General features: G+C 74.5%; 15 protein-coding genes. 5 read left to right on the forward strand and 10 right to left on the reverse strand.

Features of this window, described 5'->3' with window-relative positions; translation table 11 throughout:
• Positions 1-52: 52 nt before the first annotated feature.
• The 3 genes from ACQ452_RS23690 to ACQ452_RS23700 all read right to left on the reverse strand — a co-directional run bounded on the left by ACQ452_RS23690 (position 53) and on the right by ACQ452_RS23700 (position 2,747).
• Entirely contained in the window at positions 53-1,015 is a 963-nt protein-coding gene (locus tag ACQ452_RS23690) for a zinc-binding dehydrogenase (protein ID WP_433387436.1), read from the reverse strand.
• Between the two features lie 64 nt (positions 1,016-1,079).
• Positions 1,080-2,255 carry an NAD(P)-dependent malic enzyme gene (locus ACQ452_RS23695; protein WP_433387437.1) on the reverse strand — a complete coding sequence of 392 codons (1,176 nt, stop codon included), beginning with the start codon at positions 2,253-2,255 and terminating at the stop codon, positions 1,080-1,082.
• A gap of 141 nt (positions 2,256-2,396) precedes the next feature.
• Positions 2,397-2,747 carry a S24 family peptidase gene (locus ACQ452_RS23700; protein WP_433387439.1) on the reverse strand — a complete coding sequence of 117 codons (351 nt, stop codon included), beginning with the start codon at positions 2,745-2,747 and terminating at the stop codon, positions 2,397-2,399.
• A gap of 87 nt (positions 2,748-2,834) precedes the next feature.
• On the opposite strand from ACQ452_RS23700, the gene sodN reads away from it, so the two are divergent.
• Together sodN and ACQ452_RS23710 are read left to right on the forward strand one after the other, a co-directional pair.
• Positions 2,835-3,239 carry a superoxide dismutase, Ni gene (gene sodN / locus ACQ452_RS23705; RefSeq protein WP_088998581.1) on the forward strand — a complete coding sequence of 135 codons (405 nt, stop codon included), beginning with the start codon at positions 2,835-2,837 and terminating at the stop codon, positions 3,237-3,239.
• A 181-nt stretch (positions 3,240-3,420) separates the two neighbouring features.
• Positions 3,421-3,831, forward strand: coding sequence for an anti-sigma regulatory factor (locus tag ACQ452_RS23710; RefSeq protein ID WP_433387441.1), 411 nt, complete (start codon positions 3,421-3,423; stop codon positions 3,829-3,831).
• A 28-nt stretch (positions 3,832-3,859) separates the two neighbouring features.
• Here ACQ452_RS23710 and ACQ452_RS23715 read toward each other — a convergent pair whose 3' ends face one another.
• Positions 3,860-4,249, reverse strand: a complete 390-nt coding sequence (locus ACQ452_RS23715; RefSeq protein WP_433387443.1) for a hypothetical protein — start codon at positions 4,247-4,249, stop codon at positions 3,860-3,862.
• A 43-nt stretch (positions 4,250-4,292) separates the two neighbouring features.
• On the opposite strand from ACQ452_RS23715, the gene ACQ452_RS23720 reads away from it, so the two are divergent.
• The gene (locus ACQ452_RS23720; RefSeq protein ID WP_433387444.1) at positions 4,293-5,243 is read left to right on the forward strand and encodes a diacylglycerol/lipid kinase family protein; all 951 of its coding nucleotides are present in this window, start codon (positions 4,293-4,295) and stop codon (positions 5,241-5,243) included.
• Between the two features lie 449 nt (positions 5,244-5,692).
• Positions 5,693-5,950, forward strand: coding sequence for a WhiB family transcriptional regulator (locus tag ACQ452_RS23725; RefSeq protein WP_007072794.1), 258 nt, complete (start codon positions 5,693-5,695; stop codon positions 5,948-5,950).
• Between the two features lie 96 nt (positions 5,951-6,046).
• Here the strand turns inward: ACQ452_RS23725 and ACQ452_RS23730 are convergent, their stop codons facing one another.
• The 4 genes from ACQ452_RS23730 to ACQ452_RS23745 all read right to left on the reverse strand — a co-directional run bounded on the left by ACQ452_RS23730 (position 6,047) and on the right by ACQ452_RS23745 (position 9,574).
• A complete protein-coding gene (locus tag ACQ452_RS23730) occupies positions 6,047-6,787 on the reverse strand; it encodes a sirohydrochlorin chelatase (protein ID WP_433394373.1) in 741 nt (246 codons plus the stop codon).
• Between the two features lie 134 nt (positions 6,788-6,921).
• Entirely contained in the window at positions 6,922-7,707 is a 786-nt protein-coding gene (locus tag ACQ452_RS23735; RefSeq protein ID WP_433387445.1) for a phosphoadenylyl-sulfate reductase, read from the reverse strand.
• The gene (locus tag ACQ452_RS23740; protein WP_121399684.1) at positions 7,704-7,862 is read right to left on the reverse strand and encodes an IS1 family transposase; all 159 of its coding nucleotides are present in this window, start codon (positions 7,860-7,862) and stop codon (positions 7,704-7,706) included. The genes ACQ452_RS23735 and ACQ452_RS23740 overlap by 4 nt, the downstream gene beginning before the upstream one ends.
• Positions 7,859-9,574 (reverse strand): nitrite/sulfite reductase, encoded by a 1,716-nt coding sequence (locus tag ACQ452_RS23745; RefSeq protein WP_433387447.1) that lies wholly within the window; start codon positions 9,572-9,574, stop codon positions 7,859-7,861. Before ACQ452_RS23745 ends, ACQ452_RS23740 begins: the two co-directional genes overlap by 4 nt.
• Before the next feature lie 624 nt (positions 9,575-10,198).
• Here ACQ452_RS23745 and ACQ452_RS23750 point away from each other — a divergent pair.
• Positions 10,199-11,665, forward strand: coding sequence for a glycosyltransferase family 39 protein (locus ACQ452_RS23750; protein WP_433394374.1), 1,467 nt, complete (start codon positions 10,199-10,201; stop codon positions 11,663-11,665).
• A 145-nt stretch (positions 11,666-11,810) separates the two neighbouring features.
• On the opposite strand, the gene ACQ452_RS23755 is transcribed toward ACQ452_RS23750, so the two are convergent.
• On the reverse strand, positions 11,811-13,397 hold the full coding sequence (locus ACQ452_RS23755) for a histidine kinase N-terminal domain-containing protein (protein ID WP_433387448.1): 1,587 nt from the start codon (positions 13,395-13,397) through the stop codon (positions 11,811-11,813).
• Between the two features lie 25 nt (positions 13,398-13,422).
• Positions 13,423-14,454, reverse strand: a complete 1,032-nt coding sequence (locus ACQ452_RS23760) for an SIS domain-containing protein (protein ID WP_433394375.1) — start codon at positions 14,452-14,454, stop codon at positions 13,423-13,425.
• Positions 14,455-14,559 lie beyond the last annotated feature (105 nt).

Consider the following 14,559-nt stretch of genomic DNA (forward strand, 5'->3'; position numbering starts at 1 on the left):
AGCTGCGGACCGACAGGCCGGATGCCCGAGGGTCAGGCGGTGTGGTCGAGGGTCAGGCGGTGTGGTCGACGACCACCTTGCCGAAGACGTCGCCGGAGTGCAGGCGGGCGAAGGCGTCGGCGACCCCGCCGAACGGGACCACGGTGTCCACCACCGGGCGCACGCCATGTTCGGCGCAGAACGCCAGCAGGGCGGCCAACTCGTCGGGGGTGCCCATCGAGGTGCCCAGGATCTCCAACTGCATGGCGAAGACCCGGCGCAGGTTGACGGTCGGCTCGTGCCCGGAGGTGGCACCGGAGACCACGATGCGGGCCATCGGCGCGGCGGACTTCAGCGAGTGGTCGAAGGTGGCCGCGCCGACCGTCTCGACGACCACGTCGACCCGCTCCGGCAGCCGGGCGCCGGGCTCCACGGCGGTGGCGCCCAGCGCGGTGATCCGCTCCCGCTTGCCGGCGTCGCGGCTGGTCGCGTACACCCGCTTGCCCATCGCGGCGGCCAGCGCGACGGCCGCGGTGGCCACGCCGCCGCCGGCGCCCTGCACCAGCACGGCGTCGGCCTCGTCGACCCGGCCCCGCGTGGTCAGCATCCGCCACGCGGTCAGCCAGGCGGTCGGCAGGCAGGCCGCGTCGGTCGCCGCGAGGCCCGCCGGCAGTGGCAGCAGGTTGGCCCGGGGTACGGCGACCCGCTCGGCCAGTGTGCCGGGGTGGTACTCCGACAGGATGGTGACGCCGCGCGGGTCGCCGGCGGTGGGGACGACCGGGTAGACGACGACCTCGTTGCCGTCCGGGTCCACCGCCACGGCGTCGCAGCCGAGGATCATCGGCAGTTGCTCCGCGCGCAGCCCGACCCCCCGCAGCGACCACAGATCGTGGTGGTTGAGGGAGCTGGCCCGCACCTGCACCGTCACCCAGTCGTCGGCCGGGTGGGTCGGCTCGGGCCGCTCGCCGACGGTGAGCGCGGCGAGCGGGTCGGTGTCGTCGAAGCGGGAAACGAAGGCGGCACGCATGATCGGCACGGTAACAAGCCGAGCCGCCGACCAGAAGGGCGCGCCGCGAAAGGAAGGGCTTCTTCCTGCCGGGTCAGCGGGTGACGCCGTCGCGGCGGGCGGCCTCCGCCACCGCCTCGGCCACCGCGGGGGCGACCCGGGGGTCGAGCGGGGACGGCACGATCGCCTCGGCGGTGAGGGAGCCGGCCACCACGCCGGCGATGGCGTCGGCGGCGGCGACCTTCATCCCCGGGGTGATCCGGGTGGCGCGGGCGTCCAGCGCGCCCCGGAACACGCCCGGGAAGGCCAGCACGTTGTTGATCTGGTTGGGGTAGTCGCTGCGGCCGGTGGCGACGACCGCCACGTGCCGGGCCGCCACCTCGGGGTGCACCTCGGGCGTCGGGTTGGCCAGCGCGAAGACGATGCCGCCGGGGGCCATGCCGGCGACGGCCACCTCGGGGATCTGCCCGCCCGAGACGCCGATCAGCACGTCCGCGCCGCGCAGCGCCTCGGTGATGTCGCCGACGCGGCCGTCGGCGTTGGTGCCCGCCGCCAACTCGGCCTTGGTGCCGGTCAGCTCCGGCCGGTGCCGGCCGATGATCCCCTTGGAGTCGCAGACCACCACCTGGTCGGGGTGCACGCCGCCGGCGATGAGCATCTTCGTCACCGCGACCCCGGCCGCACCGGCGCCGCTGACCGTCACCCGCAGGTCACCGAGTTTCCGGTCGAGCAGCGTGGCGGCGTTGCGCAGGGCGGCGAGCACGACGATCGCGGTGCCGTGCTGGTCGTCGTGGAAGACCGGGATGTCCAGGGCCTCGTCGAGGCGGCGCTCCACCTCGAAGCAGCGCGGGGCGCTGATGTCCTCCAGGTTGATCCCGCCGAACGACGGCGCCAACGCCCGTACCACCGCGACGATCTCGTCCACGTCCTGCGTGTCGAGGCAGATCGGCACCGCGTCGACGCCGCCGAACTGCTTGAACAGCACCGCCTTGCCCTCCATGACCGGCAGGGCCGCGCGCGGGCCGATGTTGCCCAGCCCCAGTACGGCCGATCCGTCGGTGACGACCGCGACGGTGTGCCCCGCCCAGGTGTAGTCGTCGGCGAGCGTCGGGTCGGCGGCGATCGCCTCGCAGACCCGGGCCACCCCCGGCGTGTACGCGAGGGAGAGGTCTTCCCTGCTGGTCAGCGGGACGGTCGAGGCGACGGCCATCTTGCCGCCGCGGTGCAGCCGGAAGACGGGGTCGGCGGGGTCCACGGTGGAGGGTGACATGGTGACTCCAGGATCTGTCGAGCAGACGGAGCGGCCGGCGCGGGCGCGAGGTGGGCGTCGGGCGGCGGCACGCGGTGCGGGGGGTCACCCGGGCACGATTCGTAGCATAGTTACGCCACCGTCACGCCGATGTGAGCGGGGTCATATCGGTGCCGCGCGCACCCGTCCCGGCCGGGGCCAGTAGCGGGCCACCACGCGACCTCGCACGTCGGCCACCCCGTACACCCGGGAGTCGTCGGTGACCAGGTCGTTGTCGCCGCGCAGCCACCAGCCGCCGTCCTGGGCGCGGACCGCGCGCTTGACGACCAGCAGGTCGGGGCGGCTGCGGAAGACCGCGACCACGACGTCGCCGGGGCGGACGGCCCGGCCACCCGGGCGGACCAGCACCGCGTCGCCGTGACGCAGCGTGGGCGACATGGACGGGCCGGTCACCAGCACGGCGGTCAGCGGCCACCGCAGCCGGTGCGCCGCCGGTGGGTGATCGGTTCCCATCGGTTTCCCCTCCACCCAGCCTCCCCGGAGCGCGTCCAGGAGTAATGTCGTCTTGGATCATCGCAAACTTCCCATGGAGGCTCCCTGATGCGACTTCCGCGCATCCTTACGCCGCGCGTGACCGCCAGCGCCCACTGCGACCTGCCCTGCGGCGTCTACGACCCGGCCCAGGCCCGGATCGAGGCCGAGTCGGTGAAGGCGATCTGCGAGAAGTACCAGGCCAACACCGACCCCGAGTTCCGCACCCGCGCCATCCTGATCAAGGAGCAGCGCGCCGATCTGGTGAAGCACCACCTGTGGGTGCTCTGGACCGACTACTTCAAGCCGGCCCACTTCGAGAAGTACCCGCACCTGCACCAGTTGTTCAACGAGGCCACCAAGCTGGCGGGTGCCGCCGGCGCGAAGGGCGGCACCGACCCGTCCAAGGCCGACGAGCTGCTCCAGAAGATCGACGAGATCTCCAAGATCTTCTGGGAGACCAAGCAGGCGTGACCCTCAGCGGTCCACCGACGATCCGGCCGGCGCGTCCTCGGGGCGTGCCGGCCGCCGTCGTAGCGGGGGGTCCCCAGCACTGCGGCGGGGACGCCCCGGGCGGTTCCACCGCGCGGCACGTGGCGGTCCCCACACGTCCCGACGGCCGAGCGGGTAGAGTCCCCGACCGGGGGGATGAGTGGTGACTCAACTGACCGGGCAGCCGACGACAGACGACGACGACATCGTGCACCTCACCGTGCCCGCGGACGGGGGCTACCTCGGGGTGCTGCGCACCGCCACCGCGGGTCTGGCGGCGCGACTCCAGTTTGCCCTCGACGAGATCGAGGACCTGCGTATCGCCGTCGACGAGGCGTGCGCGATGCTGCTCGCCATCGCGACGCGCGACGCGGAACTCGACTGCCGCTTCGCGGTGACCGACGACGCGCTCACCGTCGAGGTGACCGTGCCGACCGTGCGGGGTGCGACGCTGCCCGCCGAGTCGTCCTTCGCCTGGAAGGTGCTGACCGCGCTGACCACGTCGGCGTCCGCGACGGCCGTCGGCGGCCGGGCCACCATCTCGCTGCTCACCCGGCGCGCGTCCGGCTACTGACCGCCGCACCCGGCGGCCGTGCCGGGCATCATCCGAAGCCGAGGGCCCGGTTGGTGGGGGTGCTCACCAGCAGGGCGATCACCCCGAGACCGAGGGCCATCAGCGGTACGCCGAGCCACGCCAGCCCGCCCTGGATCATGAACCAGCCGATCGGCAGCAGCAACGACTGGAGCACGATCGCCGGGGCCCGGCCGGTCGGCTTCCGCTGCGCCAGCACGCCGCCGACCACCCAGAGCCCCGCCGCCGAGACGGCCGCGAAGGCGGTCACCAGCAACGCCGACGGCAGGTCGGTGCTGGTGGCGGTGAGATCGGCCCAGAGCAGCCAGGCGGCCACCAGCCCGACGGCGACCGCCTCGGCCCGTAGCAGCCGGACCGCCCAGCGCAGGGTGGCGGGGATCGGGTCGGAGTCGATGGTCACGCGCGCCACGATACCCGTGGTCACGCGCGGTACAGTGCCGCCCATGCGGGCCGTCCTGGTGGTCAATCCGAAGGCCACCACCACCAGCGAGCGCAGCCGGGACGTCCTGGTCCGGGCGTTGCGCAGCGAAGTCGACCTCTCCGTGCGTTACACGCGGCGGCGGGGTCACGCGACCGCGCTGGCGCGCGAGGCGGCCGAGGAGGGCGTCGACGTCGTCGTCACGCTGGGTGGTGACGGCACGGTCAACGAGGTGGTCAACGGTCTGCTGACGGCGCAGCCGCCGACCCTGTCGACCGGCGCCACGTCGGCGGATCGGCTGCCCGCCCTCGCGACCGTGCCGGGGGGCTCCACGAACGTCTTCGCCCGGGCGCTGGGCCTGCCCCGGGACTGGCCGGACGGCACCAGCATGATCCTGGAGGGCCTGCGGCTGGGCCGGTACCGGACGATCGGGTTGGGCCGGGCCGACGACCGCTACTTCACCTTCTGCGCGGGTTTCGGGGTCGATGCGGCCGTCATCCACCGGGTGGAGCAGGCCCGCCGGCGGGGTCGGGTCTCCACGCCCTCGCTCTACTTCCGCTCCACCTTCGCCCAGTACTTCCTCAACTCCGACCGCCGGCACCCGGCGATCCGGCTGGAGCGCCTGGGTGAGCCGCCGGAGGGCGAACTGGCCACGGCCATCATCCAGAACACCGCGCCGTGGACGTTCCTGGGCGACCGGGAGGTCAACCCGAACCCGGAGGCGTCGTTCGATCTGGGCCTGGACGTGCTGGCCCTGCGGCAGCTCCGGGTGGCCAGCACGACACGTACGGTGACGCAGTTCTTCTCGCCGACGCCGGATCCGCGCGGCCGTCAGGTCCTGCGGCTGCACGATGTCGCCGAATTCACCCTGGTCTCGGCGCGGCCGCAGGCGTTTCAGCTCGACGGCGACTACCTTGGCGAGCGGGAGAAAGTCAGATTCACATCCGTTCCCGCCGCACTGAGAGTAATCTGCTAGGTCTCGGGTACTGCGGTAGGTCGACGCGGTCGCGCGCCACCCCCTGCGACGGCCGCCACACCGAGGAGCAGGTGCCGGAAATGTCAGCAATGTCACGCGGACTGTACTATATTGATCCACGACAGTGGTACGCCGGGTAACCAGGAACGCGCTGGAATCCGGACAAAGGGGTTGTGGGCTTGCTCACCGCCCGGAGTTTTTCCGAGCGTCACCCCTTGACATCCCAGGCGTTCGTGAAAGTATTCACAAGCGAACTTGAGTTACCGGGACATCGCCTGGATATGCTCGTCAGGTTGAGCTGTTCCAGCAGGTCCGCGGGGCTGACACAGCCTGCTCACGCATTGCCGAATAGTCGGGCGCGAACCGTCACGATCGGCGCTGCGGATGCATATAGGAAAAGCAACGGAAGCATTATCTGCCACCCACCCAGAATGAGGAGTGTTGCCGCCATGGACTGGCGTCACCATGCTGTCTGCCGCGACGAGGACCCGGAGCTGTTCTTCCCCATCGGGACGTCCGGGCCGGCTCTCCTGCAGGTCGAACAGGCCAAGGCCGTCTGCCGACGCTGCTCCGTGACCGACCAGTGCCTGCAGTGGGCGCTGGAATCCGGTCAGGACGCTGGCGTCTGGGGCGGGATGAGCGAGGAGGAGCGGCGCGCCGTCAAGCGCCGCGGTGGCCTCCGGGTGCTGCGCGCTCACTCCGCCTGATCCCCACGAACCAGCCAGCGAGCCCCGGCGGGAGACCCCGCCGGGGCTCGCTGCTGTCCACACCCCGTCCCGGTACCCCGGCCGGCACCAATTCGATCATGCGCCGGCCGTGAGCCCGGCCACCCGGGCGGCGACGTCCACGCGCCGCAGCACGAGGTCGACCAGCTCCGGCGCGTCGGTCAGCGGGGCGGCCACCGCCACCGCGCCGGCACCCCGCGCCGCCACGGCGACAGCGTCGTGGAACAGTCCCGGGGCCAGGAAGTACGCCGACACCGCCACCCGGCGGGCGCCGCGGGACCGCAGCCGCGCCACCGCCGCCGCCACGGCCGGCGGGGCCGCCGACGCGTACGACACCCGGGTCGGCACGCCCAGACCGGCGCGCAGCGCGGCGGCCATCCGCCCCACCGACGCCCGCGCCTGCACATCCTTGGTGCCCGCCGCCGCCAGCACCAGCCCGTCGAAGGACCCCGACGCCGCCTCGGCCAACCTGCGCCGCAGCCCCGCCAGCAGGGCGGCGTCCACCTCCTCGCCGGTGGGGCCGAGCACGTCGCTGACGCGTACCTCGATCGCCGCCCCCGCCGCGCGGGCCGCCGCGACCGCCGCCGGCACGTCCACCCGCCGGTGGTACGCCGCGGTGAGCAGCAACGGCACCAGCACCGCCCGGGGGTGACCGGCGGCGGCCAGGTCCCGCAGCACCGCCGTCGGCCCCGGCTCGGTGTGGTCCAGCCAACTCGCCAGCACCGACCTGCCGGGCCGGGCCGCCGACACGGCCCGGGCCAGCGCCCGCGTCGCCTCGGCGGCCCGCGGATCCCGGCTGCCGTGCGCGACCAGGACCACCGCTTCGACCGCCCCCGACACCCCCGGCGGGATCGCGCCCCACCGGGCGGCCGACACCCCCGGCCGGGGCGCGGTCGACGGCGTTGCCGGCCACCCGGTCGTTCCCGGCCCGGGAGCGCCCGGGACCGGCCGGGTCAGCCGTGCAGACCGCACTCGGTCTTCTCGAACATCGCCCAGCGGCCCGCCCGGGGATCCTCCCCCGCCTTCGTGCGCCGCGTGCAGGGCCAGCAGCCGATCGAGCCATAGCCCTGCCGGAGCAGCTCGTTGACCGGCACGTTCCAGCGGGCGACGTAGGCGTCCACGTCGGCCTGCCGCCACGCCGCGATCGGGTTGACCTTGACCTTGCCCCGGCGGGCGTCGAAGGTCACCACCGCCGTGTTCGCCCTGGTCGGCGACTCGTCGCGGCGCAGCCCGGCCGCCCAGGCGTCGTAGCCGGCGAGCGCCCGCTCCAGCGGCTCCACCTTGCGCAACCCGCAGCAGTCGTCGGGGGCCTTGTTGAACAGGCGGGGGCCGTACTGGCCGTCCTGCTGGCCCACCGTCAGTCGGGGCCGGATCGAGCGGACGTTCACCGGCAGCGTCCGGGCCACCTCGTCGCGTACCCGCAGCGTCTCCGGGAAGTGCAGGCCGGTGTCGAGGAAGACCACGTCCACGCCCGGTGCTACCCGGGAGACCAGGTGGGCCAGGACGCCGTCGGCCATCGAGCTGGTGACGCAGAACCGGTCGCCGAAGGTGCCGGCCGCCCAGCGGGCGATCTCCAGCGCGGGGGCGTCCGCCAGCTCCCGACCCGCCTCCTCGGCCAGCGCCCGCAGCTCGGCGTGCCCGCGCCGGGCCGCCTCCGCCGGCGCCGGGCCACCGGGCCCGACCAGCCCCAGGCCCACCGCCGAGACGAGGCCGGGCCGGTCGCCCGTGCCCCCGCTCACCGGGCCACCGCCCGGCCTAGCAGGCCGGTGAACTTCACCGTGAACACCCGGGCGCACGCGTGACACTCCCAGGCGCCGTGGCCGGCCTCACTCGGCCGCAGGTCCTCCTCGCCGCAGTACGGGCAGTACAGCGGCGCGGAACGGGTCTCGCTCATCGGAGTTCCTCCTCGTCGACCCTGATCACCCAGTTGGCGAACGTCTCCCCCGCCGCCCGGCCGGCCAGGTAACGCCGGGCCAGCCGCTCCACGTACGCCGGAAGCTCGTCGGCGGTGGTCTTCAGACCGCGCAGCTTGCGGCCGAAGCCGGCCGTCTGCCCCTCGGCCATGCCGAGCCCGCCGCCGAGGTGCACCTGGAAGCCCTCCACCTGGCGGCCGTCCGGGCCCACCACGAGCTGACCCTTGAGGCCGATGTCGGCGACCTGGGTGCGGGCGCACGCGTTGGGGCAGCCGTTGAGGTGGATGGAGATGTCGGCGTCGAAGTCGCGCAGCCGCTCCTCCAGCCGGGCCACCAGCTCCTCGCCGCGCGCCTTGGTCTCGACGATGGCCAGCTTGCAGTACTCGATGCCCGTGCAGGCCATGGTGCCGCGCCGCCAGGCCGACGGCCGCGCCGCCAGGCCGATCCCACGCAGCTCACGCACCAGCGAGTCGGTCAGCTCCGGCGCCACGTCCAGCACCAGCAGCTTCTGGTACGGCGTGAGCCGCACCCGCCCGCTGCCGTGCGCCTCGACCACGTCGGCCAGGCGGGCGAGCTGCCCGCCGGAGACCCGGCCCACCACCGGGGCGGCACCCACCCAGTGGCGACCGTCGCGCTGCGGGTGCACCCCGATGTGGTCCACCGGCCGGTCGGGCAGCCGGGGCGCCGGGCCGTCGAGCAGCGCCCGCCCCAGGTATTCCTTCTCCAACACCTCGCGGAACCTCTCCACGCCCCAGTCGGCCACGAGGAACTTCAACCGCGCCCGGTTGCGCAGCCGGCGGTAGCCGTAGTCACGGAAGATGCCGACCACCCCCGCCCAGACGTCCGGCACCTCCGCCAGCGACACCCAGACACCGAGACGCTTGGCCAGCATGGGGTTCGTGGCCAGCCCGCCGCCGACCCACACGTCGAAGCCCGGGCCGTGCTCCGGGTGGTCCACACCGAGGAAGGCGATGTCGTTCGTCTCGTACGGGGTGTCGGCCAGCCAGGAGATCGAGGTCTTGAACTTGCGCGGCAGGTTCGAGTACGCCTGGTCGCCCACATACCGGCGGACGATCTCGTCGACCGCCGGCGTCGGGTCGAGCAACTCGTCGCGGGCCACCCCGGCAACCGGGCTGCCCAGCACCACCCGGGGACAGTCGCCGCACGCCTCGGTGGTCTGCAGGCCGACCGACTCCAGCCGACGCCAGATCTCCGGCATGTCCTCGACCCGGATCCAGTGGTACTGGATGTTCTGCCGGTCCGTGAGGTCGGCGGTGTCCCGGGCGAACTCGCGGGAGATGTCCGCGACCACGCGGAGCTGCGCCAGGCTCAGCTCGCCCCCGTCCACCCGGACGCGGAGCATGAAGAACTCGTCCTCCAGCTCGTGCGGCTCCAGCACGGCGGTGCGCCCGCCGTCGATGCCCGCCTTGCGCTGCGTGTAGAGCCCCCACCAGCGGAACCGGCCACGCAGGTCCTGCGGGTCGATCGAGGCGAAACCCTGGTGGGCGTAGATGTTCTCGATCCGGGCCCGCACGTTCAGCGGGTCGTCGTCCTTCTTGATCCGCTCGTTGGCGTTGAGCGGCTCGCGGTGACCGAGCGCCCACTGCCCCTCCCCACGGGGCCGGCGCGGGGGCCGGGCCGGTCGGGGGGATGTCGGATCTCCGGCCCGAGCCGGGATGCTGCTGACCGCCATGGCGGCGTCCTCCGTTGTCTGCGGTGCCTCGATGACACGCAGGGCGCGCGGCCGGCCCGTTCGGAACGGGCTGGCGACAACGGTGTCGGGACAGCCGGCGCGCGGCGCGCCCGAGACAGATTGGTCGGGCGTCGTCAGTGGGCCGGACAGATGGCGCTGCGCACGCGGCCGTAGTCGACGTGGCGGCGGGCCACGAAGCGACGGACGACAGCGGCACTCATGCCCGTCATGCTGCCACACCCTTCGGCGGCCGGCCAACGAGCGCGTGCGGGATCCCACATCACGGGCCCACGTACCGGCCACCGTCGTCGACCCCGATCGGCGCGGCCCCGGCCGATCGGGGTCCGGCCGGCGGGCCGACGCGGGTCCGGCCAGCGGGCCGACGCGGGTCCGGCCAGCGGGCCGACGCGGGTCCGGCCAGCGGGCCGACGCGGGTCCGGGCTACCCGGGTCCGGCCTGCGCGGGGCCGGCCGAGGCGGGTCGGCGGCACGTGATCGGCGGATCGGGGCACCGGACGGGCGGGCCCGTGTGACGCTGCGGGATGTGACCGGTTCCGCTGCTCCGCCCGGCGACCGCGTCCCGCCGGCGGCCACGGCAGCGGGCGGGACGGGCCGCCCGGACCGGGTGATCTGGATCGTGCCGACGGTGGTCACCCTGGCCGTCGTGCTGACCGGGATCGGCAACGCGCAGCCGTGGCGCGACGAGCTGGCCACCTGGAGCGCGGCGAGCCGCTCGCCCGGGGACCTGGTCCGGCTCGCCGGCACCATCGACGCCGCCACCAGCCCCTACTACCTGTTCATGCACGCCTGGGTCGTGCTCTTCGGCGACTCGGTCACCGCGCTGCGGCTGCCCGCCGCGCTGGCCATGGCCGCCACCGCCGGGCTCACCGCGGTCCTCGGCCGGCGGCTGGCCGGCGCCCGGGCGGGGCTGCTCGCCGGGCTGCTCCTCGCGGTGCTCCCGGGCACCTCGCGCTACGGCCAGGAGGCCCGCCCGTACGCGCTGGCCAGCTTCCTGGCGGTGCTGGCGACCCTGCTGCTGATCCAGGCCACGGCCCGACCCGGGTGGACGCGCTGGGCCGGGTACGCCGCCGCCGTCGCCGCGCTCGGGCTCGTCCACCTGGTCGCGCTCACCCTGCTCGCCGCGCACGCGGTGGCCGTGCTCGCCGCCGGCCACCCGGCCGGACGGGGGCGGGACGACAGCGCCGGCGCAGCCGGTACGCCAGCGCGGCGCGACGGGGCCGGCGGCGGGCCGGGAAAGCCCGTGCTGCGCTGGGTGCTGGCCCTGGTGCCGGCGGCGCTGCTGCTGACCCCGCTGGCGTTGCTCGCCCGGGAGCAACGCGCCCGACAGCTCGGCTGGGTGCGAACCGCCGGCCCCGACGACCTGACCGCGCTCGCGGGCGGGGTGGCACAGAGCGCAGTGGTGGGTGGCCTGCTGGTGGGTCTCGCCGCGCTCGGCGCGGCGCGGCTGGGCCGGCGCGCGCTGCTGCCCGGGCTCGCCGTGCTGCTGCCCGTGCTGCTGGTCTTCGCCGCCGGGCTGCTCGTGCCGCTCTGGGTGCCCCGGTACCTCGTCTTCGTGGTGCCCTTCGGCTGCCTGCTGGCCGGCGCGGCGCTCGCGGCGGTGCCACTGCCGCCCGCCCTGGCCGTCGTCGCCCTGGCCGGGCTGCTCGGGCTGCCCGACCAGGCGGCGCTGCGGCGCAGTCACGAGTGGCCGCGCAGCGCGACGGTGGACTACCGGGGCGTGGCCCGGATCGTGGCCGACCGCCAGCGCCCGGGCGACGCGGTCGTGTACGCGCCCCGGGAGAGCTGGCTCTTCCTGGATCTGGGGCTCGCGTACCACCTGGGTGACCGCCGGCCCCGCGACGTGCTGGCGACCGAGGACCAGGCGCGGCGCGGCGACCTGTGGGCCGCCGAGTGCGCCCACCCGGCCGGGTGCCTGGCGGGCGCGGATCGGGTCTGGCTGATCGTGGCCGGGCGCCGCGACGAGCCGCTGGCCGCCGTTCCCGGCGCCAAGGGCGACGCGCTGCGGGCCGACTTCACCGTCGAACGGGTCTGGCCGCGCCCGGGACTCACGGTCGCCCTACTCACCCGCTGACCCGCCCACCTCGGGCTCACTCACCGGCCCCACCTGATCGTTTGACGGTGAACCGGGGTGGCGGCCCGTCCCGGGCCGGTTCACCGTCAGATGATCATGGCCGCTCCGGCGCGGCCTCGGCCCGCGGCCCGCGACCGGTGCGGGGTCAGCCGGCGGAGCGGCCCTCGTTGCGGACCAGCGGGACGACGAGCGTCGCCTCGGTGCCACCCTTCGCACCGTCGCGCAGCTCGATGGTGCCGCGCAGTTCGCCGGTGACCAGCGCCCGGACGATCTGCAACCCGAGGTTGCCGCCTCCCTCGGCGTCGAAGCCGGGCGGCAGCCCGCGCCCGTTGTCGGTGACCGAGACGTGCAGCATCTTGCGGAACCGGTGCACCGACACCACCACCTCCGGCGCAACCGCACCGGCCGGCCCCGACACGACCGCACCGGCCGGCCCCGACACGACCGACAACGGCGGCGCGACCGCACCGGCCGGCGGCGGGAAGCCGTGCTCGACGGCGTTGAGCAGCAACTCGTTGAGCACCATCACCAGCGACGTGGCCACCTCGGCGGGGAGCACCCCGAAGCTGCCCTCGCGCCGCATGCCGACGGTCGACTCGGTCGCGGCCACCTCCGTCGCGGCGCTGGCCACCCGGTCGACGATGCCGTCGAACTCGACCGCCTCGTCGCTGGACATGGAGAGGGTCTCGTGCACCAGGGCGATGGAGGCGACCCGGCGTACCGACTCCTCCAGGGCGATCCGGGCCTCCGGCATGGACACCCGGCGGGCCTGGAGGCGCAGCAGGGCGGCGACGGTCTGGAGGTTGTTCTTCACCCGGTGGTGGATCTCGCGGATGGTGGCGTCCTTGGTGATCAGGGCGCGGTCGCGGCGGCGTACCTCGGTGATGTCGCGGACCAGCACCAGCGCGCCGATCGGCACGCCGGCGGGCATCAGCGGCAGCGCCCGGGTGAGCATCGTCGCGCCGCGCGCGTCGATCTCCCGGCGGGGCGGCGCCTCGCCGCGCAGCGCGGCGAGGATGCCGTTCGCCGCGTCCGTGCCCTCCAGCGGGTCGCCGGCCAGCCGGCGGTGCAGCACCGCCAGGTCCTCGCCCACCAGATGGGAGGCGTAGCCCAGCCGGCGGTACGCCGACTGCGCGTTCGGGCTGGCGTAGGTGACCTTGCCGCCGGCGTCGAGCCGGACGAGCCCGTCGCCGACGCGCGGGGCCGACGTGGTCTCCCCCGGATGGCGCGGCGGTGGGAAGGTCCCGTCGGCGATCATCTGGGCCAGGTCGTCGGCGGTGGTGAGGTAGTTCAGCTCGAGCTGACTCGGGGTGCGCGCGGTGGACAGGTTGGTGTCCCGCCCCACCACGGCGATCACCTCACCGGCCTCGCCGTCGGTGCTGCGCAGCCGGACCGGGACCGCCTCGTGCCGGGCCGGCACGTCGCCATACCAGACCGGGTCGCCCTCCCGCCAGATCCGGCCCTGCCGGTGGGCCACCTCCAGGTGGGCCACCTCGGGCCCGCCGACGATCCGCCCCACCTGGTCGTCCAGGTACGCGGTGGGTGCGGTCGTCGGCCGGACCTGGGCGACGCAGAGGAACGTCCCGTCTGCGTCCACCGGCACCCAGAGCAGCAGGTCGGCGAAGGACAGATCGGACAGCAGCTGCCAGTCGCCGGCGATCCGGTGCAGGTGGTCGATGTCGGCCGGGCGGAGGTGGGTGTGCTCCTCGGCGAGGTTGCGCAGCGTGGACACGCCGACCAGCGTGCCACGCCGGTGGTCACATCGTCGCGGTGACCTTCTTCAGTCCGCGCGGCGCGTCCGGGTCCTCGCCCCGGGCGAGCGCCAGCGCCAGCGCCAGGCGCTGCAACGGCAGGATGTCCAGCAGCGGCGCGTACCGCTCGTCGACCTCGGGGACGGCCATCCGGGTGGCGCCCTCGACGTCGGCGGAGCCGACCACCACCACGTCGGCACGGCGCTCGCCGAGGCGGGGCAGCACCTCGCCCATCGACCGGCCGCCCGGCCCGGAGCCGACGACGGCGAGCACCGGCACGTCCGGGTCGGTCATCGCGAGGGGGCCGTGCAGCAGGTCGGCGCCGGAGAAGGCGAGCGCCGGCAGGTAGGAGGTCTCCATCAGCTTCAGCGCGGCCTCGCGGGCGGTCGGGTACGCGTACCCGCGCCCCGTGGTGACGAGCTGGCCGGCGAAGCGGTAGCGGGGTGCGAGCTGGGTCGGCGTGGGGTCGGCCAGGGTGCGGGCGGCCAGCTCGGGCAGGGCGGCGAGCGCCGCGCGCTCGGCGGCTGGCAGCACGCCGTCGCCGGCCCGGACGCCCTCGACGAGCATCAGCAGGGCGAGCAGCTCGGCGGTGTAGGTCTTGGTGGCGGCCACGGCGCGCTCGTGCCCGGCGGCGATGTCGACGCTGAGTTCGGCGGCCTCGGCGAGCGCGGAGTCGGGGGCGTTGGTGACCGCGAGGGTCAGCGCGCCCGAGGCGCGGGCGGTGCGCAGCACCTGCGCGAGGTCGGGGGAGCCGCCGCTCTGGCTGACGCCGACGACCAGCGCGTCGGAGAGGTCCGGCCTGGCGTCGTAGAGGGTGACGACGCTGGGCGAGGCGAGGCCGGCGGGCAGGCCGAGGCGGATCTCGGTCAGGTAAGCCCCGTAGAGGGCCGCGTGGTCGGAGGTGCCCCGGGCGGTGAAGACCACGTGCCGGGGGCGGCGTTGCGCGATGACCGCCGCCACCCGGGCGATCTGCCCGGCCGGCCCGGCGGCGAGCAGCCGCTCGTAGCCCGCCGGCTGCTCGTCGATGTCGGCGGCCATACCGGCCCCTGCACGTGTCACGGAAGCTCCTCCCACTGCGCGATTGCCGCGCGTTTGCTGCTCATTTTTGCACGGTTGGCTCGGCGCGGGCAATCGAACGAGCAG

Source organism: Micromonospora sp. KLBMP9576, assembly GCF_050941805.1.
Classification (GTDB): Bacteria; Actinomycetota; Actinomycetes; order Mycobacteriales; family Micromonosporaceae; genus Micromonospora.